The 26,439-nt window shown below is 66.1% G+C and carries 25 protein-coding genes and 1 other RNA gene; 18 read left to right on the top strand and 8 right to left on the bottom strand.

The features are described 5' to 3' along the window. Positions 1-13: 13 nt before the first annotated feature. Entirely contained in the window at positions 14-751 is a 738-nt protein-coding gene (locus XH79_RS40685; RefSeq protein WP_271585354.1) for a DUF2147 domain-containing protein, read from the bottom strand. A gap of 629 nt (positions 752-1,380) precedes the next feature. Between XH79_RS40685 and XH79_RS40680 the strand changes: the two genes are divergently transcribed. Together XH79_RS40680 and XH79_RS40675 are read left to right on the top strand one after the other, a co-directional pair. Further along, positions 1,381-1,848, top strand: a complete 468-nt coding sequence (locus tag XH79_RS40680; RefSeq protein ID WP_271585353.1) for a DUF2147 domain-containing protein — start codon at positions 1,381-1,383, stop codon at positions 1,846-1,848. A gap of 132 nt (positions 1,849-1,980) precedes the next feature. After that, a complete protein-coding gene (locus XH79_RS40675) occupies positions 1,981-2,313 on the top strand; it encodes a hypothetical protein (protein WP_271585352.1) in 333 nt (110 codons plus the stop codon). 73 nt (positions 2,314-2,386) lie between these two features. Here the strand turns inward: XH79_RS40675 and XH79_RS40670 are convergent, their stop codons facing one another. Further along, a complete protein-coding gene (locus XH79_RS40670; RefSeq protein ID WP_212339685.1) occupies positions 2,387-2,620 on the bottom strand; it encodes a hypothetical protein in 234 nt (77 codons plus the stop codon). Positions 2,621-2,662: 42 nt separating this feature from the next. Between XH79_RS40670 and XH79_RS40665 the strand changes: the two genes are divergently transcribed. Then, positions 2,663-3,865: an extensin-like domain-containing protein gene (locus XH79_RS40665; protein WP_212339684.1), complete on the top strand. Its 1,203-nt coding sequence runs from the start codon at positions 2,663-2,665 to the stop codon at positions 3,863-3,865. Between the two features lie 102 nt (positions 3,866-3,967). Continuing rightward, on the top strand, positions 3,968-4,549 hold the full coding sequence (locus tag XH79_RS40660) for a histidine phosphatase family protein (protein ID WP_271585351.1): 582 nt from the start codon (positions 3,968-3,970) through the stop codon (positions 4,547-4,549). A 6-nt stretch (positions 4,550-4,555) separates the two neighbouring features. Here the strand turns inward: XH79_RS40660 and XH79_RS40655 are convergent, their stop codons facing one another. Further along, positions 4,556-4,897 carry a DUF6665 family protein gene (locus XH79_RS40655; RefSeq protein WP_212339682.1) on the bottom strand — a complete coding sequence of 114 codons (342 nt, stop codon included), beginning with the start codon at positions 4,895-4,897 and terminating at the stop codon, positions 4,556-4,558. A gap of 54 nt (positions 4,898-4,951) precedes the next feature. Then, positions 4,952-5,587, bottom strand: a complete 636-nt coding sequence (locus tag XH79_RS40650) for a TetR/AcrR family transcriptional regulator (protein WP_271585350.1) — start codon at positions 5,585-5,587, stop codon at positions 4,952-4,954. Between the two features lie 194 nt (positions 5,588-5,781). Between XH79_RS40650 and XH79_RS40645 the strand changes: the two genes are divergently transcribed. From XH79_RS40645 to XH79_RS40630, 4 genes are all read left to right on the top strand, one after another. Continuing rightward, on the top strand, positions 5,782-7,089 hold the full coding sequence (locus XH79_RS40645) for an HlyD family secretion protein (protein WP_271585349.1): 1,308 nt from the start codon (positions 5,782-5,784) through the stop codon (positions 7,087-7,089). A gap of 29 nt (positions 7,090-7,118) precedes the next feature. After that, positions 7,119-8,702: a DHA2 family efflux MFS transporter permease subunit gene (locus tag XH79_RS40640; RefSeq protein WP_271585348.1), complete on the top strand. Its 1,584-nt coding sequence runs from the start codon at positions 7,119-7,121 to the stop codon at positions 8,700-8,702. A 508-nt stretch (positions 8,703-9,210) separates the two neighbouring features. Further along, the gene (locus tag XH79_RS40635; protein ID WP_271585347.1) at positions 9,211-11,010 is read left to right on the top strand and encodes an ABC transporter ATP-binding protein; all 1,800 of its coding nucleotides are present in this window, start codon (positions 9,211-9,213) and stop codon (positions 11,008-11,010) included. Between the two features lie 53 nt (positions 11,011-11,063). Then, positions 11,064-12,470, top strand: coding sequence for an MATE family efflux transporter (locus tag XH79_RS40630; RefSeq protein WP_271585346.1), 1,407 nt, complete (start codon positions 11,064-11,066; stop codon positions 12,468-12,470). A gap of 47 nt (positions 12,471-12,517) precedes the next feature. Here the strand turns inward: XH79_RS40630 and XH79_RS40625 are convergent, their stop codons facing one another. Continuing rightward, the gene (locus tag XH79_RS40625; RefSeq protein ID WP_212339676.1) at positions 12,518-13,261 is read right to left on the bottom strand and encodes a sulfite exporter TauE/SafE family protein; all 744 of its coding nucleotides are present in this window, start codon (positions 13,259-13,261) and stop codon (positions 12,518-12,520) included. A 220-nt stretch (positions 13,262-13,481) separates the two neighbouring features. Between XH79_RS40625 and XH79_RS40620 the strand changes: the two genes are divergently transcribed. After that, a complete protein-coding gene (locus XH79_RS40620; RefSeq protein WP_271585345.1) occupies positions 13,482-13,742 on the top strand; it encodes a hypothetical protein in 261 nt (86 codons plus the stop codon). 4 nt (positions 13,743-13,746) lie between these two features. Here XH79_RS40620 and XH79_RS40615 read toward each other — a convergent pair whose 3' ends face one another. Further along, positions 13,747-15,117, bottom strand: a complete 1,371-nt coding sequence (locus tag XH79_RS40615; RefSeq protein ID WP_271585344.1) for an aminotransferase-like domain-containing protein — start codon at positions 15,115-15,117, stop codon at positions 13,747-13,749. Between the two features lie 49 nt (positions 15,118-15,166). Here XH79_RS40615 and XH79_RS40610 point away from each other — a divergent pair, with 49 nt between their 5' ends. After that, a complete protein-coding gene (locus XH79_RS40610; RefSeq protein WP_271585662.1) occupies positions 15,167-15,625 on the top strand; it encodes a DUF983 domain-containing protein in 459 nt (152 codons plus the stop codon). A 70-nt stretch (positions 15,626-15,695) separates the two neighbouring features. Next, positions 15,696-16,409, top strand: coding sequence for an alpha/beta fold hydrolase (locus XH79_RS40605; RefSeq protein WP_271585343.1), 714 nt, complete (start codon positions 15,696-15,698; stop codon positions 16,407-16,409). A gap of 168 nt (positions 16,410-16,577) precedes the next feature. On the opposite strand, the gene rnpB is transcribed toward XH79_RS40605, so the two are convergent. After that, positions 16,578-17,056: RNase P RNA component class A (gene rnpB / locus XH79_RS40600), an RNA gene on the bottom strand. 150 nt (positions 17,057-17,206) lie between these two features. Here rnpB and XH79_RS40595 point away from each other — a divergent pair. Beyond that, positions 17,207-17,560 carry a YciI family protein gene (locus XH79_RS40595; RefSeq protein WP_271585342.1) on the top strand — a complete coding sequence of 118 codons (354 nt, stop codon included), beginning with the start codon at positions 17,207-17,209 and terminating at the stop codon, positions 17,558-17,560. Between the two features lie 22 nt (positions 17,561-17,582). Further along, complete coding sequence (locus XH79_RS40590) at positions 17,583-18,815, top strand: RNA polymerase sigma factor (RefSeq protein ID WP_271585341.1); 1,233 nt, start codon at positions 17,583-17,585, stop codon at positions 18,813-18,815. Positions 18,816-18,994: 179 nt separating this feature from the next. On the opposite strand, the gene XH79_RS40585 is transcribed toward XH79_RS40590, so the two are convergent. After that, positions 18,995-19,777: an N-acetylmuramoyl-L-alanine amidase gene (locus tag XH79_RS40585; RefSeq protein WP_271585340.1), complete on the bottom strand. Its 783-nt coding sequence runs from the start codon at positions 19,775-19,777 to the stop codon at positions 18,995-18,997. Between the two features lie 505 nt (positions 19,778-20,282). On the opposite strand from XH79_RS40585, the gene rsmH reads away from it, so the two are divergent. The 5 genes from rsmH to XH79_RS40560 all read left to right on the top strand — a co-directional run bounded on the left by rsmH (position 20,283) and on the right by XH79_RS40560 (position 26,336). Continuing rightward, positions 20,283-21,272, top strand: a complete 990-nt coding sequence (gene rsmH, locus XH79_RS40580; RefSeq protein WP_271585339.1) for a 16S rRNA (cytosine(1402)-N(4))-methyltransferase RsmH — start codon at positions 20,283-20,285, stop codon at positions 21,270-21,272. A 3-nt stretch (positions 21,273-21,275) separates the two neighbouring features. After that, on the top strand, positions 21,276-21,668 hold the full coding sequence (gene ftsL, locus XH79_RS40575; protein WP_018640944.1) for a cell division protein FtsL: 393 nt from the start codon (positions 21,276-21,278) through the stop codon (positions 21,666-21,668). Further along, a complete protein-coding gene (locus XH79_RS40570; protein ID WP_271585338.1) occupies positions 21,665-23,419 on the top strand; it encodes a peptidoglycan D,D-transpeptidase FtsI family protein in 1,755 nt (584 codons plus the stop codon). Before ftsL ends, XH79_RS40570 begins: the two co-directional genes overlap by 4 nt. 83 nt (positions 23,420-23,502) lie before the next feature. Continuing rightward, complete coding sequence (locus tag XH79_RS40565; protein WP_271585337.1) at positions 23,503-24,960, top strand: UDP-N-acetylmuramoyl-L-alanyl-D-glutamate--2,6-diaminopimelate ligase; 1,458 nt, start codon at positions 23,503-23,505, stop codon at positions 24,958-24,960. Further along, the gene (locus XH79_RS40560) at positions 24,957-26,336 is read left to right on the top strand and encodes a UDP-N-acetylmuramoyl-tripeptide--D-alanyl-D-alanine ligase (RefSeq protein WP_271585336.1); all 1,380 of its coding nucleotides are present in this window, start codon (positions 24,957-24,959) and stop codon (positions 26,334-26,336) included. The genes XH79_RS40565 and XH79_RS40560 overlap by 4 nt, the downstream gene beginning before the upstream one ends. The last annotated feature ends 103 nt before the right edge of the window (positions 26,337-26,439 follow it).

The raw sequence follows: 26,439 nt of genomic DNA, 5'->3' as shown, positions 1-26,439 counted from the left end.
AATGCCTTCGGTGTCAGCTCACGCGCTTCCACGTCTGGCCGCCGCAGAACATGCCGCCGAAGGCGCAGCCCTGCACGCGCATCGCGTTCGGGCCCTTCATCGCGATCGTAGAGTCGTAGTTGCGGCCGGAGTCGGGATCGTGGATGCGGCCGCTCCACTTCGCACCATCGGGCTTCATGTTGATCAGGATGCGCTCGTTGGACTTCACAGCGTAGCCGCAGAGATTGGCGCCGCACTGCTCGACACGGACATTGCCCTTGTTCTCTTCGGTCGCCCACACGCCGATCGGCGAGTTCGGGGCGGCCACAGGCGCGGCAGCGACCGGAGCCGGAGCTGCAACAGGCGCGGGCTGCGCCGTCGTATCGACGGATGGCGCGGCGGCGGTCGGCGCGGGCGCGGCGGGAGCAACAACGGAGGCTGCCGGTGCGGTCGCCTGAACCGGCGCCTGCTGCACGGGCTGCTGCTGCACCGGAGCCGGCGCGGGCTGCGTTGTCGTGGCCGGAGCCGGCGTGGTGTCGACGTCATCGTCCTTGGAGCCGCCGAGACCCTTGAGGTTGATGTTGTTCAGCTTGATCGGCTTATCCGACAGGCCAGGGGCGACGATGGTCACGCAGTTGAGCGAGGCGCAGTTGCGCGGCGTCTCGATGCGGATGTGCTGGCCCTCGATCTGGAACGAGATCGAATTGCCGGCATGCGCGGCGGCGGTCGAAGCGAGGAAGAGCGCGGTGGCGGCGATGGTGAGCTTGTTCATGACAACCTCCGAATTGCGCGGTCCCGAGATGGACTGAAGTCGCTGGTGGATGAAGCGTGGTTCGACCCTAAACCGGGCCGGGCCCGCCTTCCGTGACGAACGTCACAACGGTCCGCCGCTGCCGGGGTGAGCCAGCGCACATTCAGCCGCGGTTCGCCCCGCGTAACCTTGCCGCGACACGACAGGAGGCGCCGATGCAGCGGCTTGCGACTTCGCTTGGCCTATTGATCGCACTGACGGCGATTGCGCCGGCGGCCCAGGCCGGCTCCTATTCCTTCTCGATCGGTGGGCACCGGTTCCGGGTCGAGTCGCCCAGGAATTGCCGGTCCACTTCCTGTGTTTCGTTTTCGAGCCGCAGTCTTCGGACGACGGAAGAGGTCAACAGGACACCGCCCGCGCCCCCTGCGCCGATTGTCCAGGCGCCGCAGCCGGTCACTCCGCCCGCTTCGGTCCGGCCGCCGCAGCCGGCTGTGGTCGCGCCACCACCGGCATCGACCGCCCCCGTCCTTGCCGCGACGACCTCGCAGCCCGTTGTGCCGCCGCCGGCGCCAAGACTTGAGCCAGCAAGACTTGAGCCAGCAAGACTTGAAGCGCCGAGTCCCGCCCCGCCGCGGGTTGACCTGCAACGCGTGGATCCGCCGAAGGCCGTCGCGCTCGATCCGCCGCGCGTGGCGCCGCCGGTGGTTGCCCCTGGGGCCGAGAGCACGCAGGGCACAACGATCGCACAGCGCAGCGACGACGAGGCGACCTATTTGCCGCTGGGCGAGTGGGAGAGCGATGGCGCCAAGGGCACGGTCCGCATCGAGCGCTGCGGCCCCGCGCTGTGCGGCTATGCGCTGACCGAGATGTCGAACCGCGGCGAGAGCGTGCTCGTCAACATGAAGCCGAAATCGCACGACGTCTGGACCGGCAGCATCTACAGCCGCGCCAGCGGCAATACCTATTATGCGAAGATGACGCTGAAGAGCTCCGGCAGGCTTTACGTCGAGGCCTGCGCACTCGGCCGCTTCTGGTGCTCCGGCAACGACTGGACGCGCGTCGAGGAGCAGCAGGAGAAGATGGTCACGACGTCGTGGCAGGTGGGTGCGCGGTCGTAGTGTTTGGCTTACCCTCCCCCTCCAGGGGAGGGTGGCAGCGTCGTCCTATCTAATTTGTAATCGTCCTGCACCGAACCTGTGTCTGTCTTGCACGCGACCGATGGCCGACGACACGTGCAAGAGAGAGCCGACATGAAACGCATCAGCCTCATAGCGGCGCTGCTGATCGGCAGCGCGATTTCGGCACACGCCGACACCGACATCTGGAATAATGTGCTGAAGCAGAAGCGCGGCGACGATGCGCTGCATGTCGACAGTGCGTTCTGTGATGCGCAAGTTGGCGCGCCGCAGAACGGCACGGCGACATCGGCACAATACAAGCGCTGCATGCGTTCGCGTGGCTGGCGCTTCAGCCACACGCGTCGCGAGAAGGACAATCGCTATCCCGACCCTGACAATCCCGGCATGATGTGTCGCGACTTCAAGATCGGCGGCATCACGGGGTCGGAGTGCTCGAATTTCTGATGGGCCACGACCACCTGCTGCGGCTGCGCGATGCGTCCAGCCGGGCAAGCCCGCGGTACCGTCGATGAAATCCCTAGATCATGCCGAGCACGATGGCGGCGACAAAGGCCATGGCGAGGTACGCGGTGACTACGCTCAGTCTCCCGGCGAACGTCATGAGGTCGCTTCCTCCATGCGCGCCGTTTGGCGCACAGCCCTTATGGTTAACAGAAAGTCTCTTTTCGAAAAAGTCAGCCTTGCTGTCGCTCGTCTTCGGCAGCAACCGGCGCCGATCGCGCCCGGTATGGTTAAAGAACACTGAAATCAACGTGTTGAAGAGTCTTTAAGTAAATTCACCGAACGTGCGTGCATGACGCGCGGAGTTCGTTTGTATCTCGTCGGCTCCATCGTCCTTGTTTCGCTAGCGGGTTGCGGACGCGGCTTCTTCCAGGCCGAACGTGAACCATGGCGGGCCGAGGCCGAGGCCGCATGCATGAAATCAGGCGCGGTAAAAGAGGGACCGGATCTCGTCCGCATCGACCCGATCTCCGGGCCGGGCAGCTGCGGCGCGGAGTTTCCGCTCAAGGTCGCCGCCATCGGCGAAGCCTCGAGCACCTATGGTTTCGCCGACGAGACGTTGCGCCCGCCCGGCAGCATCGGCAACCAGCCGCGCTGGCCGGTGCAGCCGCAGTCGAACTACCCGCAGAGCCAGAATTATCCGGCATCGTCCTATCCGCAGCGGTCGACCTATCCCGAGAGCGCGGTGCGCCAGCCGTCCGGTTATGGCGCCTCGTCCGGGCCGATGTCGCTGAACGCGCCCGGCGTCGCGCCGCAGGAGGACGAGATCGACCTGCCGCCCGAGGGCACCGATGCCGCGGGTGCGGCGCGCTACATGAATGCGCCGAGCTATCCGGCGCGATCGGCCGCGCCTTATTCGCAGCCGCCGGCCCAGCAGCCGCTGCCGCGCCTTGGTCCCGCGCAGGGCAATCCCGTCACCGCCGTCGGCCCCGTCGCGATCAAGCCGACCGCGACGCTGGCCTGTCCGATCGTCTCCGAGCTCGACCGCTGGCTCGCCGACACCGTGCAGCCGTCGGCGATGCGCTGGTTCGGCGCCCGCGTCGCCGAGATCAAGCAGATCTCCGCCTATTCCTGCCGCGGCATGAACGGCAATCCGCACGCCCACATCTCCGAGCACGCCTTCGGCAACGCGCTCGACATCTCCGCCTTCGTGCTCGCCGACGGCCGCCGCGTCACCGTGAAGGATGGCTGGCGCGGCATGCCGGAAGAGCAGGGTTTTCTGCGCGACGTGCAGTCGGGCGCGTGCGCGCATTTCACCACGGTGCTGGCGCCGGGGTCGAACGTCTATCACTACGATCACATCCACGTCGATCTGATGCGCCGCGCCAGCCGCCGCCTGATCTGCCAGCCCGCCGCGGTGTCGGGCGAAGAGGTCGCCGGCCGCGCTCAGCAGCGCAATCCCTACGCGGGCAGGCGCGATCCCTATGTCACCGGTTCGCTCGGAACGCGCAAGAGCACGCGCAAGCAGGAAGAGGATGACTACGCCGACGATTAGCCGGAGGCAGCTTCTCTTGTAGCCCGGATGAGCGCAGCGATATCCGGGACAGGCTTCCCGCATATCGCTGCGCTCATGCGGGCTACGGTTGCGTCAATCGATATGTCCACCATCCGCTATCTCACTCACCCGCAGGTGCAGATCCAGCCTGATGTGCCCGTGCCGCAATGGGGCCTCAGTCCGATCGGGCGTGCGCGCACCGAAGCTTTGGCGAATGCAAGCTGGCTCGCAAGCATCACGCAGATCGTCGCGAGCGGCGAACGCAAGGCGATCGAGACCGCGGAGATCATCGCCGGCCGGCTCGGCCTCATGATCGAGACCCGCGAAGCCATGCATGAGAACGACCGCTCGGCGACCGGCTTCCTGAAGCCGGCCGAGTTCGAGACGGTCGCCGACCAGTTCTTCGCGGAGGCTCATCTCAGCGTCCGCGGCTGGGAGCGCGCCGTGGATGCGCAGGCGCGCATCGTGCGCGAGGCGGAAACGGTGCTGGCGCGCGACCGTCCCGGCGACGTTCTTTTCGTCGGCCACGGCGCGGTCGGCACGCTGCTGTTCTGCCACTATGCCGGCCATCCCATCGATCGCGCCTACGATCAGCCCGCCGGCGGCGGGCACGTCTTCGCGTTCGCACGCGAGGGGCGGCAGATCTTGCACGGCTGGCGCAGGATGGAAGAGATCGGGGCGTAGCGAGAGTTACGTCGCAGCCGGCTTCGACGGTGCAGGAGCCAGCCCCATGCAGCGCTGCACCTCGGCCGGGACGTTGTAGGTGCGCATGATATGGCGGCTGTCGCGCAGGCCGGTCGCCTCACGTTGCACCACGAACATCCAGAGCGCCTGGCCGGCTTCCATCACCAGCTTGCGCCGCGCCGGCTGCATCGAGGCCGGTGTCCCCGTGGCGGCGTGAGCGGTGTCGAACTCGCGCAACCGCGCTAGCGCCTGTTCGAGCGTGCGGCCCATCCGACCAAGCGCCGAGGCCTGTTCCTGGACGATCTCGTAATGGAGGATATCGACAGGCGGGCGAAGATCACGGGACATGCCGCAAATATAATGCCGCGGAAGCGGCCTGCGCAACGCGTCGGCCGCTCGCTGCTATTTCGCTTGATAGGCCGCCAGGAACATCCGCGTCGCGCTGTCGACCACCTCGGTCATGCGCTCTTCCGACGGCGCGGGCGCGGCCTGGAAGACGAAGGGCAGGAACAGCGAAGCCTTGCACAGTTCCATGAACTGCGACGCCGCAAGGTCGCAATCGTCGATCCTGAGATCGCCGGAGGCGACATGGGTTTTGAGATAATCGGAGAGGCGGTTGATGGTCTTGTCCAGCACCCGCGCATAGTAGCGGCGACCGACATCGGGCATGCGCTCGGCGATCGCCATCACGGTGCGGATCGCTGATCCGCCGCCCGGGCGGCAGAGCAGGTGGATGTAGGCGCGGCCGAAATCCTTCAGCGTTGTTTCGGCATCGCGGGTGGGATCGAAATTGAACACGACCTGGCCGTGCTGGAGCGCTTCCTGCTCGAGGATGGCTTCGAACAGCGCGCATTTGTCGGCGAAGTAGACGTAGAGCGTGCCCTTGGAGACCTGCGCGGCACGCGCGATCTCGCCCATGCTGGCGCCGTCGAACCCGAGATCCATGAACACCTTGCGAGCGCCGTCGAGGATCTGGCGGCGCTTGGAGCTGTCCTCCTCCTGGGTGACGTGGAGACGTTCGCTGGCAGCTACAACCATTGGTTCAGGGTCTCGGAAGGTTTCTGGACGAGGTGCCGAACTATGAAACGCAAATAAAGATTCGGGCCAGTAGGGTCCCGACCCGAGATAATATGTATATTGACCGAACCGTTCGGTCAATGATATCTGAGATGAGCGAAAGGAACCGGCTGAAGGACGGTCGTCCTTGGTCGTGCTTTTTTGGGGAGGCCGTTATGGCCGTATCGAGAGACCAGGCTGCGCGCGTCATTCGCCAGGAAACGGTGGAGACGTCGGCGAACGATGAAGCTGCGGCCGAGACGCCCGCGGCCCTTGCCGACCAGTTGCGCTCCCACGTGGCCGAGGAAACCAAGCGCCGCAGCGAGGCGCCGGAGAAGCCCGTGACCGACAAGCCGGCCGCAGCGCCGGACGCCCCCGCTGCCGGCGCGCCGAAATCCGGCAAGCGCAAATTCGTCCTGATGGGCGTCGGTCTCGTGCTGGCGCTCGCGGCTGCGAGCTATGCCGGCTATTACACGCTGGTCGGCCGCTTCTACATCTCCACCGACGACGCCTATGTCCGCGCCAACAACACCATGCTCGGCGCTCGCGTGTCCGGCCACATCTCCTCGATCCTCGCCGGCGACAACACGACGGTGCGCGCCGGCGACGTCATCCTCCGCATCGACGACGGCGACTACAAGATCGCCGTCGATGCCGCGGCGACGAAGATCGCGACCCAGCAGGCGACCATCGATCGCATCGGCCGCCAGGTCGCAGCCCTCGACAGCCAGGTCGCGCAGGCCAAGGCGCAGCTCGTCTCCGCGGAAGCGGGCCTCAAGCGCGCGGATCTCGACTATGAGCGCCAGCAGGCGCTGAGCAGCAAGGGCTTTGCCTCGCGCGCCACCTTCGAGAGCTCGGAAGCCGGACGCGACCAGGGCGCCGCCGCCGTCAAGGCCGCGCAGGCCGCCTATGACGTCGCGGTCAGCAATGTGGACGTCGCCAAGGCGCAGCAGGCCGAAGCGCAGGCGCAGCTCGCCGAGCTCAAGACCTCGCTCGCCAAGGCCGAGCGCGATCTCGCCTTCACCGCGGTGCGCGCGCCGGTCGATGGCACGTTCTCCAACCGCTTGGTCAACGCCGGCGACTTCGTCGCGGTCGGCCAGCGGCTCGGCAACGTCGTGCCGCTCGATGACGTCTATATCGACGCCAACTTCAAGGAGACGCAGCTCAAGCGCATTCGTCCCGGCCAGCCGGTGACGATCAAGGTCGACGCCTACGGCATGCGCAAGTTCTCCGGCGTGGTCGACAGCATCGCGGCGGGCGCGGGCTCGGTGTTCACGCTGCTGCCGCCCGACAACGCCACCGGCAACTTCACCAAGATCGTGCAGCGCGTGCCGGTCCGCATCCGCGTGCCGAAGTCGATCGCAAAGCAGAACCTGCTCCGCGCCGGCATGTCGGTCTACGCGATCGTCGACACCAACAAGGGCGCCGCCGACGCCGACAGCGAGGGCGATCTCGACGATCCCACCGCGATCCATCCGCAGTAGCCGCAAGCTGAGCGCTGCGAGGTCAGACCATGGCCACCGCCACCACCGCTTCACCCGCCATGATGGCGAACCCCGCTTCGGAGCGCATCGCGCCGAAGCGGCTGTTCGCCTTCATCATCATGGTGTTCGGGATGTTCATGTCGATCCTGGACATCCAGATCGTCTCGGCATCCCTCAGTGAGATCCAGGCCGGATTGTCGGCAAGCTCCAGCGAAGTCGCCTGGGTCCAGACCGCCTATCTGATTGCCGAGGTGATTGCGATCCCGCTATCAGGCTTCCTGTCGCGCGCTTTCGGCACACGGCTGCTGTTCGCGATCTCGGCGGCGGGCTTCACGGCATCAAGCCTGCTCTGCGGCTTTGCCACCACGATCGAGGAGATGATCCTCTGGCGCGCGCTGCAGGGTTTTCTCGGCGCCGGCATGATCCCGACGGTGTTCGCCTCCGCCTACACCGTGTTCCCGCGCTCGAAATTCCACATCGTCGGCCCGATCATCGGTCTCGTCGCGACGCTGGCGCCGACCATCGGACCGACCGTCGGCGGCTACATCACCGATCTGATGTCGTGGAACTGGTTGTTCTTCATCAACGTCGTGCCGGGCATCGGCATCACCGTCGGCGTGCTGGCGCTGGTCGATTTCGACGAGCCGCATTTCGAACTGCTCGACCGCTTCGACTGGTGGGGCCTGTTGTTCATGGCCGGCTTCCTCGGCACGCTGGAATATGTGCTGGAGGAAGGCCCGCAGCATGAATGGATGCAGGACACCTCCGTGGCGATCTGCGCCTGGATCTGCGCGGTCTCCGCGATCGCCTTCTTCTGGCGCGTGTTCACGGCGGCCGAGCCTATCGTCAATCTGCGCACCTTCTCCAACCGCAATTTCGCGATCGGCTGCCTGCTGCAGTTCTGCATCGGCATCGGCCTCTACGGCCTGACCTACATCTATCCGCGCTATCTCGCCGAGGTGCGTGGCTACAGCGCGCTGATGATCGGCGAGACCATGTTCGTCTCCGGCATCACCATGTTCCTGGTCGCGCCGCTGGTCGGCCGGCTCATGGTGAAGATCGACATGCGCTACATGATCGCGTTCGGCCTCATCGTGTTCGCGATCGGCTCCTACCAGATGACCTGGATCACCCGCGACTACGATTTCTACGAGCTGCTGGTGCCGCAGATCCTGCGCGGCATCGGCATGATGTTCGCGATGGTGCCGACCAACAACATCGCGCTCGGCACGCTGGCGCCCGACCGCGTGAAGAACGCGAGCGGCCTGTTCAATTTGATGCGCAATCTCGGCGGCGCGGTGGGCCTCGCCGTCATCAACACCGTGCTCAACGACCGCACTGATTTGCACATCACGCGTCTGCAGGAGCGCGTGACCTGGGGCAATGCCACCGCGACCGAAACGCTGACCATGCTCCAGCAGAAATTCCAGGGGCTCGGCGATTCCACGCTGATGGCGATGAAGCAGCTCAGCCAGATCGTGCACCGCCAGGCCGTGGTGATGAGCTTTGGCGATGCCTTCTTCGTGCTGACGGTGTTCTATCTCGGCCTCAGCCTGCTGGTCACGCTGCTGAACAAGCCGGCCGCAATGACCGGCGGTGGCGACGCGCATTGACGCTCCACAACAGGTGTCGTCGCCCGGCTTGACCGGGCGACCCAGTATTCCAGAGGCAGGCGTTGGAGACCTCGCTCTCACCACATCCGCTGCGGGGTACTGGATGCCCCGGTCAAGCCGGGGCATGACGGCGGAGGTTGGGACGACGATGCGCGCCAAGACCTCGCGCACCAAATTGCAACACTCGTCCGTGATCTCGCGCGGGGACCGTTGCAAATCACCCGCGACACATCTATAAAGCGCACCTCATTCAATCGAACCGGGGAGATTTGCATGATTTCGTCGCATTCGCAGATCGTACGCCCGCGCTCGATGATGCTCTGGCTCGGTATGTACGCGGCCTGTTAGAGGCCTCTTCCGCCAGCTTCGATTGGGCCAAGGTTTCGACCAGGCGTCCCGATCGCTCCGCTTCCCAAGTCAAGATCAGTCTTACGTGACCGTCTCGGCCCTCGTGGCCGGTTTGCGTCCATCGATGGAGCCGGCCCGCGCGCAGCGGCCGGATGATGCCATGACCGCTCTGTCAAAAAAGCCCGCGGCGATATACTTGGTGCTGCCCTTCGTGTTCAGGCACTGGCTGAAGCAGCCGGGGCGGACGCTCGCCATCGTCACCGGCCTGCTGGGGGCAACCGCAGCCGACCTGTTCATGCCGGTGTTCTCGGGCCATCTGGTCGATGCGCTGACGCGCGGGCCGTCCGATCCCGATGCGCGCCACGCCGCGCTGGTCGCATTCGGCGCGATCGTGGCACTCGGCGCGGCCTCGATGGTGCTGCGGCTTGCAGGGCTGCAGGCGATCGTGCCGTTCACGCTGAAGCTCATGTCCGAGATCGCGCAGGATGCCTTCACGCGTGTGCAGCGCTTCTCGACCGACTGGCACGCCAATTCCTTCGCCGGCTCCACCGTGCGCAAGATCACGCGCGGCATGTGGGCGCTCGATCTGCTCAACGACACCATCCTGCTGGCGCTGCTGCCGTCGCTGGTCGTGCTGATCGGGTCGATGATCCTGCTCGGCGTGCACTGGGCCTCGCTCGGCGCGGTGATCGCGCTCGGCGCGCTTGTCTATGTCGCGATGACGGTGCTGTTCTCGACCCGCTACATCGCGCCGGCCGCACGCGTCTCCAATGCCTGGGACACCAAGGTCGGCGGCACGCTGGCGGACGCGCTGACATGCAATGCGGTGGTGAAATCCTTCGGCGCGGAGCTGCGGGAGGATGCGCGGCTCGCCCGTGTCATCAGCCGCTGGCGCGTGCGGGTGCGGCGGACCTGGTTCCGCTACAACTACACGGCCATGGCGCAGCTGTCGCTGCTGCTGTGCCTGCGTGCGTCCGTGATTGGCGGCTCGGTGCTGCTGTGGATGTCCGGGCACGCCTCGCCCGGCGACGTCACCTATGTTCTGACGAGCTACTACGTCATCCACGCCTATTTGCGTGACGTCGGCATGCACATCAACAACCTCCAACGCTCGGTCAACGACATGGAGGAGCTGGTGGCGATCCATGACGAGCCGATCGGGATTGCGGATGCGGCCGCCGCGCGGCCGATCGCGATCGAGGGCGGCGAGATCGTGTTCGACGACGTCACGTTCCACTATGGCGGCCATCGCGCGCCGCTGTACGACGGCTTGTCGGTCAGGATCCGCGCCGGCGAACGTGTCGGCCTGGTCGGCCGCTCCGGCTCCGGCAAGACCACCTTCGTCAAGCTGGTGCAGCGGCTCTACGACGTCACCGGCGGTCGCGTGCTGATCGACGGCCAGGACATCGCGCTGGCGACGCAGCAATCGCTGCGCAGCCAGATCGCGATCGTGCAGCAGGAGCCGATCCTGTTTCACCGCTCGCTCGCCGAGAACATCGCCTATGGCCGGCCCGGCGCCAGCCTCGAGGCAATCGAGCAGGCGGCGCGGCTCGCCAATGCGCACGACTTCATCCTGCGTCTGCCCAAGGGCTACGGCACCCTCGTCGGCGAGCGCGGCGTGAAATTGTCCGGCGGCGAGCGGCAGCGCGTGGCGCTGGCGCGCGCATTCCTGGCGGATGCGCCGGTGCTGATCCTGGACGAGGCGACGTCGAGCCTCGATTCGGAATCGGAGGCGCTGATCCAGCAGGCGATGGAACGGCTGATGAAAGGCCGGACCTCGATCGTGATCGCGCACCGGCTGTCGACGGTGAAGAGTCTCGATCGGATCCTGGTGTTCGACCGCGGCGAGATCGTCGAGCAGGGCACGCATGCTCTGCTCGCGGGCAAGCCGGGGGGCATCTATCGCGGCCTGTTCGAGCGCCAGGTGGTGGAGCTCGGACAGATCGCAGCAGCGGAATGAGGTGTGTGGCAGCGGGCGAATCCCGCTGTCACGAGGCCTAAGGATGGAATGAGATGAAAGACCTGACGCACGGCTCCATCGTGAGACACATCCTGGCCATGGCACCGCCGATCATGGTCGGCATGATCACGATCATGATCTGCCAGCTGGTCGATCTGTACTTCGTCTCCGGCCTCGGCGATGCCGCGGTCGCGGGCGTCGCTGCGGCCGGCAATGCCGGCTTCCTCATCAACGCCCTGATGCAGGTGCTCGGCGTCGGCACGGTGGCGCTGATCGCGCATGCCGTCGGACGCAAGGATCGGCCGGATGCAAACCTGATCTTCAACCAGGCGATCGCGCTGTCGGTGCTGTTCGGTCTGTTGACCCTCGGCATGGGCGCCGCGTTGTCGCGCCTCTATATGCGTTCGATCGCCGCGGACCAGGCCACCGTCGAGGCCGGGACCACCTACCTGTTGTGGTTCATGCCGGCGCTTGCGTTGCAATTCGCGACGCAAGTGATGGGGGCCGCGCTGCGCGCGACCGGCATCGTGCGCCCCGTCATGCTGGTGCAGACGCTTGCGGTCGCGATCAACATCGCGCTGGCGCCGGTGCTGATCTCGGGCTGGGGCACGGGCCGTGCGCTCGGCGTCGCCGGCGCGGGGCTGGCGAGCTCGATCGCGGTCGTCGCGGGCGTGCTGATGCTGCTGGCGTATTTCCGCAAGGTCGAGCGTTATGTCGCCTTCAATCCGGCGCAGTGGCGTCCGCAACCGCACCACTTGAAACGCATCCTCAATGTCGGCCTGCCGGCCGGCGGCGAGTTCGCGATGATGTTCATCTTCATGGCGGTGGTCTATTACGTGCTGCGCGATTTCGGCGCGGCGGCGCAGGCGGGCTTCGGCATCGGGCAGCGCGTGCTCGGCCTGATCCAGATGCCGGCGCTCGCGGTCGCGCTGGCGGCAGGACCCATCGCCGGCCAGAACGTCGGTGCCGGCAACGGCGCGCGGGTGCGGGAAACCTTCGTCAAGTCGGCGCTGATCACCACCATCGTGGCGCTCGGCTTCATGGCACTCGCGCAGTTGAAGCCGGAGCTTCTGCTCGCGGGATTCTCCAACGATCGGGAGACGATGGAGATCGCCTTCCTGTTCCTGCGGATCATCTCGCTCAACATGGTGGCGCAGGGGCTGATCTTCACCTGCTCGAGCATGTTCCAGGGCCTCGGCAACACCAAGCCGGTGCTGCTGAGCTCGGCGACGCGCGTGTTCACCTATTCGCTGCCGGCGATCTGGCTGTCGACACGGCCAGGCTTCCGCATCGAGCACGTCTGGTATCTCTCGATCGCGGCGACCACGCTCCAGGCCGCAATGAGCCTGTGGCTCCTGCGCCGCGAGTTCAGGAGGCGCTTCGCGCCGCTGCCGCAGGACGAGGCTGCGGAGCCGGTGAAAGCTGAGCCCGTCGCGCCTCCTGCGCGTGCGCCCGCGTAGCGGTTGACCTGCGCCCACGGCTCCCGCTCGTTTGCGGCGCCGTGGGGCTAATGCGCGCCAATGCTGTTCCAGACGAGGCCGAGGCCCGACAGGAACAGGAGGCCGAGTACGACATCGCCAAAGTGCTTGTCGCTCAGCGCATGATAGACGCGCGCTCCGGCCCATGCGCCGACCAGCGTGCCGGGAAAGGCGACAGCTGCGAGCCAGACCACCTTGAAGGCGACGAGGCCAGAGGCGGTCTGCAACACCAGCGCGGTGGCGAGCACCGTGAAGTTGAAGAGCTGGAAGATGCCGCGCCGCTCATGCTTGTTCCAGCCGCGGATGTTGGCCCAGAGGATCGGCAGCGGCCCCGACAGTCCGGCAAGTCCGCCCAGAATGCCGCCGGCAAAACCGATCGCGCCGTCGGCGATGCGGCCGCCGAACTTGATCGCGAGCGGCCGCTTGTTCAGATACAGCGCCGTCGAAAAGATCAGCAACAGCACGCCGACGCTCAGCTTGAACACTTTCGGATCGGCGGAGGCGACCATCATGGTCCCGAGCGGCACGCCGATCAGTCCGCCGATCAGGAACGGCCAGACCAGCGAGAGATCAAAACTCTTCCACATCGACGGCAGCGTCGAGGTCTGTGCGATCACCGAGCAGATCAGCACCAGCGGCACCGCGAGCGAGGGCGGCAGGACGTAGAGCCAGATCCCGAGCGCCATCAGCGCCGTGCCAAACCCGGCCAGCCCCGAAACGAAGCCGCCGGCCAGCGCGCCGAACAGCAGCAGCGCGTAAGTAGACGCTTCCACCTGTCATTTCCTGTCGTTAGCGGCGATCTCGAACGGTTGATCGTCATCCGGCGCATAGCACAGATGCGGCCGGGAAGGTCAATTTCAAAACCGCACGCAAGCGTGATCCCCAGGGGCGGGCGTTCGCCGAAGCGGCGCCTACATGACCCGCGTAAGGCAATTCGGGGGACCCGTTGCATGCGACGCAGCACTGTCCCCGATGAGATGATGGAGCATGATCATGATCCGGACGAAGATCGTCGTTGCGGTCGGGCTGCTATCGGCGGCGGCCTTGATGCCGACGATGGCGCAGGCGCAGTTTTCCGAGCCCGCGGCCTTTCAGGCCGCGCATCCGGATCGGGATGTGCTGAACGGCGGCCAGCTGACGCCCGCGGGGCGCGCCGCCCGTGGCGAGGCCGTGGCCCCGAGCGAGGCCTACGCGGCTTATCCCGCAGGCGTTGCACCGGTCGTTCGGCCACGCCACCGTCGTCATCATCGATAAGAGTCTAGACGATCTGCCTGGTGTCGGCGGGCTTGTGCAGCGCGCCGACCAGGATGCGCAGCGCCTCGGTCAACTCCGCCCTGTTACGCGCTGCGCCGAGCGAGACGCGCGCCGCGTGCGGCGGTGTCCCGTCGACTGCAAAGGCATCGCCGGCCACGATCGCGAGTCCGTTCCGCAGCAGATGCGCCGCGACGTCGGGGCGTCCCTCCGGCAGCCGCAGCCATAGATGATGCGCCGCAGGCTTGGCGAGGAATTGAAAGCCTTTCAGTGCGCGCTGCGCAAGCTGTTGGCGGCCGACCGCCTCGTTGCGGATGGCGGTGATGATGCGGTCGGCGATGCCGGTCTCGATCCAGTGCGTCACCAACGCGACCATCAGCGGCGCCGGCATCTGCACGGTGGCCTGCAAATGGCCGCGCATCTGAAGCTGCGTGTCGCCGTCAGGCGTCACCAGATAGGCGATGCGCAGCGCCGGCGCGATGCATTTTGACAGCGTGGTTGCGAGATAAGTCCGCTCCGGAACGAGGTTCGCGATCGGCGATGCCGAGCGATCGAGCAGCCCGTAGGCGTCGTCTTCGATCAGGATCGTATCGGCGTCGCGGATGATCCTGGCGATCGCGCTGCGCCGCTCGGGAGGAAGCGTCGCGGTGGTCGGATTGTGCAGGGTCGGAATGAGATAGACGGCCTTGGGCCTGTGCGTGCGGCAGGCCTTTGCCAGCGCATCGGGCAGGATGCCGTCCTCGTCCATCGCGACGCCGACGAGCTTGACGCCGAGCCGCGCGGCGGCGGCCTTGATGCCGGGGAAGGTGAGCGCTTCCGTCAACACGACGTCACCAGGACGCGCAAGGTGCGCGAGCAGGTTGAACAGGATCGTTTGCGTGCCGGGAAAGATCACGAGCCTGTCGGCGTGCGCATGCGGGACGCGTGCGCGCATCCAGCGCGCCGCGACCTCGCGCTCATGCGCGCTGCCGCCGGGCGGTTGATAGTTCAGGAAGGCGGTCAGGCCCGATTGAGCGCGCAGCGCCTCCAGTCCCGCGACGATGCGCTCGTCGAGCTGGGCCTCGAGCGGATGCGGCGGCACGTTCATCGAGAGGTCGATCGCGACCGGATGCGGCAGGTCGACCGCGCGCCGCGCGCTGGTCTCCGACACGAACGACCCCTGTCCGACCCGGGCCTCCATGATGCCGCGGCGCCGCGCCTCGGTGTAGGCGCGCGTCACGGTGGTGAGGTCGATGCCAAGCGCCTTGGCCAGCGCGCGCTGCGTCGGCAATTGCTGGCCGCGCACCAGCCGGCCTGCGGCGATGTCGGCCTCCATGGCCTCGACGATGCGCTGATACCGCGGCCCGCTCAGCTCCGAGATTGTAGGGGTCCAATCCATGCAATTAGGGTCCGTATCCTTTGAATGTATGGATGCAGGATATTATTGTATGCATCAGCAAAACGGAAGAGGTGCGGTCATGGCAACCGGTTCAGTCTCTCTCACGAAGGCAATGTGGCGCGGCTTCTTGGGCAAGTGCCCGAACTGCGGCGAAGGACATATGTTCGGCCGCTTCCTGAAAGTAGCCGACACCTGCGATCATTGCGGTGAAGAACTGTTTCACCAGCGCGCCGATGATTTTCCGGCCTATCTGGTGATGGTCGTGGTCGGTCACCTCGTCGTGCCTGCGATCCTCGCAATCGAGACCGCCTACGCGCCGCCGATCTGGCTGCAATTGGCCGTGTGGCTGCCGGTAACACTGTTCGCTTCGCTTGCGTTGCTGCAACCGACCAAGGGCGCCATCGTCGGCCTGCAATGGCAGATCGGCATGCATGGCTTTGAGGCGAGCAAGCTCCGGCGCGAGGCCGGTGCGCTCGTCCTCGCAAAAGTGAATACGCGCACCGCCTGAAGCGGCGCGTTTACATCGCGCGTGTGGTCGTTACACTCCGTCGTAGCAAACAAGAACGATGGAAACGCCGATGGCCGCACGCGCAAAGACTTTTCTGCTCTGTCATGGCGCGTGGTCGGGCGGATGGGCCTGGAAGAAGATGCACCCGCTGATGGCGCAGGCGGGCCACCACCTGGTGGCGCCGACTTACACCGGTCTCGGTGAGCGCGCGCATCTCGCCAATGCCGCGATCGATCTCGAGACGCATATCCAGGACATCCTCAACGTCATCGCCTTCGAGGATCTCCGCGACATCGTGCTGCTCGGCCACAGCTATGGCGGCATGGTCGCGACCGGCATCGCAGACCGCGCGCGCGAACGCGTGACGCAGCTGATCTATCTCGATGCCTTCGTGCCGCGCGATGGCCAGTCTCTGTTCGACCTCAACGAGGCCGGCCGCGAGCCGATGCGAAAGGCGGCCGCGTCCGGCGACGGCTATCGCATCCCGCCGAACCCGCCGCCGCCGGATACGCCGCAGGCCGATCTCGACTGGCTCAATGCGCGCCGCATCAACATGCCGCTCAAATGCTTCGAGACGAAGTTGAGGTTGGACCGCGGCGAGCCGGCGATGCCGCGCAGCTACATCTATTGCACGCGCATTCCGCCGGGCGATGTGTTCGGGCAGTTTGCCAAGCGCACGAAGAACGAGGACGGCTGGCGCTATTTCGAGCTCGACGCCAGCCACGCGCCGAACGTCACGGCGCCGGAGGCGTTGATGGGCGTGTTGAACGAGATCGTGGCGTAGCCCACGCTCGTCATTCCGGGGCGTGCGCAGCACGAACCCGGAATCCATTTCTCCTCCGTCTCTGCCGCCCGATGGATTCCGGGTTCTCGCTTCGCGAGCCCCGGAATGACAGCGTGCCCAAAAATGGTGAGGGGTCCGATGCGGTCAGCATCGAACCCCTCGTTGCAAGATATCAGCCGGCCTGTAAGCCGGGTTCTGTAGGGCACCGCCCGCTTGCGCGAACGATACGTGACGGCCATTCCTCTGGGACCATGTTTGCACATGGCCTCGAGCAACCTACCCGGACGGCGGGCCTGACATCGCCCCGCGGCGTTATCGCTTTCGCGAACAGCCCGCTACGCCGTCCCTATTCGGTTTTGCTCCCGGTGGGGTTTACCATGCCGGCCCCGTTGCCGGCGCCGCGGTGCGCTCTTACCGCACCTTTTCACCCTTACCCGTCTACGCAGCTTGCGCTGCTACGACGTGGCAAGCCCGGCGGGCCTGCCTCGCCGAAGCCCAAAGGGCGAAGGCGGGCGGTTCGTTCTCTGTGGCACTTTCCCTGGGGTTGCCCCCGCCGGATGTTATCCGGCACCGCATGTCAAGGGAGCCCGGACTTTCCTCCCCGGCGGCCTTTCGGCACCTGCCGGAGCGGCCGTCCGGCCGACTGACGGGGTTACGCATGGAGCATTTGTGACGGTTCCGTCAAGCCGAGATCGCCGCGCACGCGACCTACAAATAATTTATCCTGAAGATGTCGTTTGGAGCGCCCCCCGTTCGACTGGATGTCGGCGACACAGCCGAACAACAGGAGTGAAGCGATGCAGTATCTGCTGATGATCTACCAGAACGAGGCCGAGTACGCGAAGATCGACACGGGAACCACCCAGAAGATGTCGGCGGAGTATGAGGCCTTTACGCAATCCATCATCCGGAACGGCAATTTCAAGGCCGGCGATCGGCTCCGCCCGACCACGACCGCGACCACGGTGCGCGTGCGTGATGGCAAGACGCTGACCACAGACGGTCCGTTCGCGGAAACGCGTGAGCAGCTCGGTGGCTACTATCTGATCGAGGCCAAGGATCTCAACGCTGCGATCGAGATCGCGGCGCGAATTCCGAGCGCGCGCATCGGCTCGATCGAGGTGCGGCCGATCTGGGTGTACGACAAGTGACGGCGAAGCCGCGCATTGGCGCATGACCCCCGGCGAAATCGAAACCATCTTCCGCGACGAGGCGGGGCGGGCGCTGGCCACGCTGATCCGCCTCGTCGGCGATTTCGATCTCGCCGAGGACGCGCTGCAGGATGCGTTTGCGGTCGCGCTGGAGCGTTGGGCGACGTGCGAAGTTCCCGACAATCCGCGCGCCTGGCTCGTCAACGTCGCCAAGCACAAGGCGATCGACCGCATCCGCCGCCAGGCCGTCTTTCGTGGCAAGCAGCAGGCGCTGGTGCATGAGCTCGAGCTGAACGCGCTGGGCCCCGACGAGCCGCCGGCAACGCTCGACGACGACATGCTGCGGCTGATCTTCACTTGCTGCCATCCCGCGTTCGCGCCCGAAGTCCAGGTCGCGCTGACGCTGCGCACCGTGTGCGGGCTGTCGACGGCGCAGGTCGCGCGCGCCTTCCTCGTCAGCGAGGAGGCGATGGCGCAGCGGCTGGTCCGAGCCAAGCAGAAGATCAGGCTTGCCGGCATTCCCTATGAGGTGCCCGAGCGCGAGGCGCTGGCGCCGCGGCTCGCTGGCGTCCTCGCCGTGATCTACCTCGTCTTCACCGAAGGCTATGTCGCAACCTCGGGCGCGGACCTGATGCGGCCGGATCTCGCGGCTGAGGCCATCCGGCTCGGTGGCTTGCTCGACCGGCTGATGCCGGGGCGCGGCGGCATCAAAGGCTTGCTCGCCCTGATGCTGCTGCACGATGCGCGCCGCGCCGGGCGCGAGACGTCGGCCGGCGACATCGTGCTGCTGGAAGAGCAGGATCGCACGCTCTGGGATCGCGCGCAGATCGAGGAGGGCCTGCGCCTGGTTGACGAGGCGCTGCGCATACCCGGCCGGCCGCAACCCTATGCGGTGCAGGCCGCGATCGCTGCGCTGCATGCGCGAGCGCCGAGCTTCGAGGCGACCGACTGGCCGCAGATTGCCGGACTGTACGAGGTGCTGCTGCGCATCAGTCCGTCGCCGGTGATCGAGCTCAATCACGCCGCGGCGGTGTCGATGGTTGACGGCCCCGCGCGCGCGCTCGATCTCGTCGATGCGACCGCAGCGCGCGGCGGGCTCGACGGTTATGAGCTGCTGCCCGCGGTGCGAGCGGATCTGTTGCGACGGCTCGGGCGGAAGGAAGAGGCGCGCCAGGCCTATCGTACGGCAACGGAGGCGACGCAGCTCGAGCCGTTGCGGCGGCTCTATGCGCGAAGGGTGAGGGAGATGGAGTAGGCCTCTCGTGCCCCGGACGCAGCGCAGCGCCCCTTCGGCGGTGCGCTGCAGAGCCGGGGCCCACCTCTCCGCAGCGAACTCGTGTCGCCAACTGGGTCCCGGCTCTGCGATGCAACGCGATGGCGTTGCATCGCGTCCGGGACACGAGACTGGGCAATGACGCGCTTACGGCACCGCCGTCACTTCGACGCGACCGCCGTTTCTTCCGGCGGCAAGCTCGCCAGCAGCGCCTGCAAGGTCGACAGCGTCGAGTGATCCGCAACACCATCCAGCCGCGCCGGACGGAAATGGCGTTGGAAGGCTGTGACGACCTCCATGGTCGCGGCGTCGTATTTGCCGGTTAGCGGTACGCCGTAGCCGTACTTTGCCAGCGCCTGCTGCATGCTCAGCACCGCATCGCTGATCGTGCCGAGCATCAGGGTCTCGCCGCGCACGACCGGTGCGGGCGTGACCCAGTGACCGACGCCGGAATTGGCCAGCGAATGCCACGGAAACTTTTCGCCGGGATCCTTCTTGCGCGCGGGCGCGACGTCGGAATGACCGAGCACCCGGTGCGCAGGTACCTTGCGGCGGAGCATGATGCCGCGGCATAGCGCGATCACGGCCGCGATCTGGCGCAGCGGAAACTCCGGATAGCCCCAGTCGTGACCGCGATTGACGATCTCGATGCCGATCGAGCAGGAATTGACGTCGTCCTCGCCGGCCCAGGACGAGACGCCGGCGTGCCAGGCGCGCTTGGCCTCGGGCACGCATTGCACGATGCGGCCGTCCTCCAGCACGACATAGTGCGCCGACACTTCCGTCCCCGCCGTGCACAGCCGCGCCAGCGCACCCTCGACGTCGGGCATGCCGGTGTAGTGCAGCACGATCATGTCCGCCTGCCGACCCTTGTTGCGCTCGCCAAAGTTCGGCGAGGGGATGATGTCGGAGACGATCGAGGAATCCGGCTCGAACGAGCGCATGTTCGCCGCGGCTTTGGGAACCGGGAGGACGCGCTGACGCTTCGAATCAGATCCAGACGGCGAACCGGGCGACATAAGCAGCTCAAGTCGGACAGGAGAGTGGGGCAAGCCCTTCTCTTTACTATTCCTTTACCCTCCGCCGTGCGCAATCGCGCGACGAGGTTAACGGATGCATTTTGCGCGGGTGTGTGGATGAGGCATCACCATCGCCTCACCTTTTCCACTTGTAACCAGCCGATCAACGCTTTCTTAACGCTAAGGGCCGTTACTGAGAGATGAAGAGCCGACCCGCGTCCGGAGGCGGCCAAAGCGTATTTTGGCTCGGAATCCCATGGCTGCCCGACAAATTCCACTGGGAACTCTGGGTTTGCCGCCCGGGACGGCCGGGCTCGGTAACCATGTTGGACTGGGGCTTTGTCGTGGAACCGCCGCGACGCGGAATCATTCGAGGCGTTATGGGCTGGTTCGCCCTCGATCTGGCATGGTCGTTCGACAGGCGTGGCGCATGAGCACCGCTCCTCACATTCCCGTGCTTGGCCGCGAGGCGATCGATCATCTCGCGCCGCACGCGGGCGGCATCTATGTCGACGCCACCTTCGGCGCCGGCGGCTACAGCCGCGCCATCCTCGACGTGCCGGGAACCCGGCTGATCGCGATCGACCGTGATCGCACTGCGATCGCAGGCGGGGCCGATCTCGTCGCGCGCTCCGCGGGCCGGCTGACACTGGTCGAGGACCGCTTCTCCAATCTCGCCGAGATCTGTGCCGCGCAAGGCGTCGATGGCGTGAACGGCGTCGTGATGGATGTCGGCGTGTCCTCGATGCAGCTCGATCAGGCCGGTCGCGGCTTCTCCTTCCGTCTCGACGGTCCGCTCGACATGCGCATGGCGCAGACGGGGCCGACCGCGGCCGACGTGGTCGCGCGTGCCTCGGAGAGCGATCTCGCCGACATCATCTATCTCTTCGGTGAGGAGCGGCAGTCGCGCCGCATCGCCCGCGCCATCGTCGCGGACCGGCAGGAGACCCCGTTCACGACCACGCGCGCGCTCGCCGATCTCATCGGCAGGATCGTGCGCTCCAAGCCCGGCGACATCCATCCCGCGACGCGGACGTTCCAGGCCCTGCGCATCTTCGTCAACGAAGAGCTCGACGAGCTCCAGACCGCGCTCGCGGCTGCCGAGCGTGTGCTCAAGCCCGGCGGCCGTCTCGTCGTCGTGTCGTTCCATTCGCTGGAGGACCGTATCGTCAAGAATTTCCTTGGCGAGCGTTCGAAGACCGGCGGCGGCTCGCGCCACCTGCCGGAGGTGTCGCAAGTCCCGCCGAGCTTCCAGCTCCTGACGCGACGGCCCGTGATTGCCGGCGAAGCAGAAGTCGCGAACAATCCGCGCGCGCGTTCCGCCAAGCTGCGCGCCGCGGAGCGCACCAATGCGCCGGCGCATCATGACGATGAGCCATCGTCCTGGCCAAGACTCTCCGACGTGATGAGGGGAGGCTAGCGCATGCGCATCATCCACCTCCTCGTCATCGGCGCGCTGATCTTCGCGGCGGCCTATGTCTACCGGATCAAGATGGACTCCACCGCGCGCACCGAGAAGGTGCTGCGGCTGCATGCGGAGATCCGCGAGCAGCGCGACGCGATCGCCTCGCTGCGCTCCGAATGGGCCAAGCTCGACGCGCCCTTGCGCTTGCAGGGCTTGTCCGAGCGGCATCTGCCGCTCAAGCCGGTCAACGGCACGCAATATGACTCGCTGAAGAATCTGCCCGAGCGTCCGCCGCGGATGTTCAGGCCCGGCGAGCCCGACCCGATCGGCGCCATGCTCAACACCATCGAAGCCGCGAGCGATCCTGACACCGTGACGGGCTCCGTGCCTCAGCCCGAGGACAAGCAATGAGCCCGGCAACGCCTGCAAAGCCCACTGAAAAGCCGACCGAGCCTTGGCGGCAGCGGCTGATCCGCAGCCTGCTCTACGGGCGCAATGTCGATCGTGCCGCCAAGGCGCGGGCGCGCGTCGGCCTCGCCATGCTCGCCTTCGCCTCGGTCTATGCGCTGATCGGCGGCCGGCTCGTGATGTTCGCGATCGGCGCCGACGCGCACAGTGCGCGCCGTGCGGCATCGCAGGAGGTGGTCGCGACTGCGCGGCCCGACATCGTCGACCGCAACGGCGCCATCCTCGCGACCGACGTCAAGGCCGCGAGCCTGTTCGGCGAGCCGCGCCGCATCATCGACAAGGACGAGGCGATCGAGCTTCTGACCGCCACCGTGCCCGACCTCGACGAGGCCGAGGTGCGCGAGCGCCTGAAGACGCGCAAGGGCTTCGTCTGGCTCAAGCGCGAGGTCACGGCGAAGCAGCAGCAGGACATCCACAAGCTCGGCATTCCCGGCATCGGCTTCCTGCGCGAGAACAAGCGCGTCTATCCCACCGGCAACGAGGTCGCCCACCTCATCGGTCTCGTCAACATCGACAACCAGGGCATCGCCGGCATGGAGAAGTGGCTCGACAATCAAGGGCTCGCCGATCTCCACCGCGCGGGCTTTGCCACCGATCGCCTGCAAAAGCCGATCGAGCTGTCGATCGATCTGCGCGTCGAGCACGCGCTGCGCGACGAGCTCCTCAAGGCCAAGGACAAGTTCCACGCTAAGGCGGCCTCCGGCATCGTCTCCAACGTCAAGACCGGCGAGATCGTGGCGATGGTCTCGCTGCCGGACTTCGATCCCAACAATCCGAAGGAAGCGCACGATCCCGACCGCATCAACCGCCTGACCACAGGCGTCTACGAGATGGGCTCGACCTTCAAGGCGTTCACGCTGGCGATGGCGCTCGATTCCGGAAAGATCAATTTGAACTCGTCGTGGGATGCGCGCGGAAACCTGCACTACGGCAAGTTCACCATCCACGACAGCCACCCGCTCGGGCGCTTCATCAACACCAAGGAAGTGTTCACCTACTCGTCCAACATCGGCGCCGCGCGGATCGCGCTCGGCCAGGGCGTCGAGGCGCACAAGGCGTTCCTCGCCAAGATGGGCCAGTTGACGCGGCTGCGCACCGAGCTGCCGGAGAGCGCGGCGCCGCTGATCCCGCGCCGCTGGGGCGAATTGAACACGGTGACCATCGCATTCGGCCAGGGCCTGTCAGTGGCTCCCCTGCAGGCGGTGATGGGCATCAATTCGCTGGTGAATGGCGGCTATCTGATTCCGCCGACCTTTATGAAGCGCAGCGAAGCAGAAGCGGCGGCGATGGCCAAGCGCGTGATCAAGCAGGAAACCAGCGACAAGATGCGGTTTCTGATGCGGCTCAATGCCGAGGTCGGCAGCGCCAAGAAGGCCAATGTTCCCGGTTACTATGTCGGCGGGAAGACCGGTACGTCCGAGAAGGTCATCAACGGCCACTACGCCAAGAAGCGGGTGCTCAACTCCTTCACCGCGATCATGCCCTCCGACGATCCGAAATATCAGATTCTCGTCATGCTGGATGAGCCACAGCCTCTGAAGGAGACGTTTGGCTTCATTACGTCAGGCTTTAATGCTGTGCCGACGGGGGGCAAGGTGATCGAGCGGATCGCGCCGCTCCTGGGCGTCGAGCCGCGGTTCGACCTGCCGCCGTCCGAGCGCCTTATTCTTGCAGCATCCAGGACAACCCAGTAATCAACGGGGTAGGCCATCGCCGGTGCTGATTCGGCTTTTCCTGACGATTCGGCTCTTCGGCGCGGCGTGTCGACTGGAAGACCATGAAGCTGCGCGAACTTCTAGGCAATGATGCCGCACTCGAGCCCGCCGTCGCGGCGCTCGACGTAACCGGCGTTGCGCTCGACAGCCGCGTGGTGAAACCGGGTGATCTCTTCTTCGCGCTCGCGGGCAGCAAGACCGACGGTGCGCGCTTCATCGATGCCGCGATTGCGGCGGGCGCGGTAGCGGTCGTCGGCGACCATGCCCCTGATGCCGGCAAGGTGCCGTTCGTCACGGTCGCCAATCCGCGCCGGGCGCTGGCGCTGGCGGCGGCAAGGTTCTTCCCGGCGCAGCCCGCGACCATTGCCGCGGTGACCGGCACAAGCGGCAAGACCTCGGTGGCCGCGTTTACGCGGCAGATCTGGGAGCGGCTCGGGCATGCGTCCGCCAGCATCGGAACCATCGGCCTCGTCTCGCCGAAACGCACCGTCTACGGCTCGCTGACGACGCCGGATCCGATCGCGCTGCATCGGCAGCTCGATGAGATCGCGCGTGAAGGCGTCACGCATCTCGCCTTCGAGGCGTCCTCGCACGGGCTCGACCAATATCGCCTCGACGGCGTGCGCGTCTCCGCCGGCGGCTTTACCAATCTCTCGCGCGATCACATGGATTACCATCCGACCGTCGCGCATTACCTCGCCGCAAAGCTCCGTCTGTTCCGCGAGCTGATCCCACCGGGCGGCGCGGCCGTGATCTCGGCCGATCACGACTGCTCGGCGGAGGCGATCGATGCCGCGACGTCGCACCGCCTGCGCGTGATGGCGGTCGGGCGCAACGGCGATGGGGCAGGCGAGGGCATTCGTCTCACCGAGGCCGTGGTCGAAGGTTTCTCGCAAAAGCTGACGGTGCAACATCGCGGTAAGAGCTACGCGATCCGGCTGCCGCTGGTCGGCGAGTTCCAGATCGAGAATGCGCTGGTGTCGGCCGGTCTTGCCATCGGCACCGGCAGCGATGCCGCAAACGTGTTTGCCAGCCTCGAGCATCTCGAAGGCGCCAAGGGCCGGCTCGAGCGTGTCGGCGAGCGCAACGGCGCGCCGATCTTCGTCGACTACGCGCACAAGCCCGATGCGCTGGCGAAGGCGCTGCAGGCGCTGCGGCCCTATGCGAAGCGCAGGCTGATCGTCGTGTTCGGCGCCGGCGGCGACCGCGATGCCGGCAAGCGTCCGATCATGGGCGGGATCGCCGCCGAGAATGCCGACGGCGTCATCATCACCGACGACAATCCGCGCAGCGAGAAGCCGGAAGCCATTCGTGCGGAGATCCTCGCCGCGGCCAAGGGCGCGCGCGAGATCGGCGACCGCGCCGAGGCCATTCGCGTCGCGATCGAGGAACTGGAAGACGGCGATGCGCTGCTGATCGCCGGCAAGGGACATGAGACCGGGCAGATCGTCGGCAGCGAAGTGCTGCCCTTCAGTGATCACGAGGCGGTCGCCGCCGCACTAGCGTCGAGGGTTGCATGAGCGCGCCAATATGGACGGTTGCCGAGGTCGCGCGTGCGCTTGGCGTGGTCGGATCATTTCCGGATACGCCGATCGACTTCGTCACCCAGGACAGCCGGCTGGTGAAGCCGGGCAGCCTGTTCGTCGCGCTCAGCGGCACGCCGAGCGGCGGCTTCATCTCGGCCTTCGCCAGCGCGCGCGACGGCTGGGAGTTCGCCGACAAGGCGGAAGCCGCGGGCGCGGTCGCGATGATCGTGCCGCACGAGATCGCGGGCATCCGTGTTCCCCAGATCGTCGTGAAGGACACGCTGATCGACGGTCTCTGGGGCCTCGCGCGCGCCGCGCGCGCGCGCTTCAAGGGGCCGGTGATCGGCCTCACCGGCAGCGCCGGCAAGACCAGCACCAAGGAGTTTCTGGCGGCCTATCCCGACGCCTATGCGAGCCCCTCGAGCTTCAACAATTTCTGGGGCGTGCCGCTGACGCTGTGCAATGCGAAGGCGGATGCCAGCCTGTGGGTCGTCGAGATGGGCATGAACCAGACCGGCGAAATCGCGCGGCTCAGCGAACTCACGCGGCCGACGGTCGCGCTGGTCGTCAACGTCCAGCCCGTGCATCTGGAAAAGCTCGGCTCGCTCGAAGCCATCAGGCGCGAGAAGGTGTCGATCGCCGTCGGCCTGCCCGAGGACGGCGTGCTGGTGCTGCCCGCCGGGATCAAGGCGTCGGAGTGGAAGGGCAAGGTGGTGCGCTTCGGCGAGCATGCCGAGGTGCACGAAGTCGCGCACGCGCCGCACGGCGAGAGCTGGCAGGTCGTGGCCATGATCGGCAAGAAGGAGATCGCCTTCAGCCTGACGCCGGGCGCGCCGCACCGCGTCCAGAATGCGCTTGCCGCGCTTGCCTCGATCCGTGCCGCGAACCTCGATCCGGCGACGCTCGCGATCAAGCTCGACCGGGTCGGCATCATGACCGGCCGCGGCGTAGAGCAGGCGGTCCGCGGCATCACCGTGATCGACGACAGTTTCAACGGCAACCCCGCCAGCGTCGCTGCCGCGCTGCAGAGCCTGCAGGCGCGCCATATGACCGGCGGTCGCCGCATCGCGGTGCTCGGTGACATGCTGGAACTGGGCGATGACGCACCGAGCTACCACACCGGCCTCGCCAAGCATCTCGAAGGCATCGACGGCGTCTATTGCGTCGGCCCCCTGATGCGCAACCTTTATGACGTGCTGCCATCAGGCAAGGGCCTCGGCTGGCATGACGATCCCGCCACGCTGAAGCCGGGCGAGGTCGCGAACCTGCTGCAGGCAGGCGATGTCGTGGTTGTCAAGGGCAGCAAGAAGATGTTCTGGGTCAACAAGTTTGTGCCGGGCCTAGTGGCCGCCTTGCAGGCAAAGGCGTAAACTGCTTGGAAGGCGCAGTTCCCAATCCCATCGTTTGCGGCACCAAGCCGTCCATTGTCCCAGAGGTCGCCCGACCCATGATGAAGCGAATGCGCGTGAGGCA

Origin of the sequence: Bradyrhizobium sp. CCBAU 45389, assembly GCF_028128625.1 — a bacterium.
In the GTDB taxonomy this organism is placed as follows: domain Bacteria; phylum Pseudomonadota; class Alphaproteobacteria; order Rhizobiales; family Xanthobacteraceae; genus Bradyrhizobium; species Bradyrhizobium liaoningense_B.
Note: the sequence above shows the minus strand (reverse complement) of the source record. Positions and strands in the feature narration are given on the sequence as shown.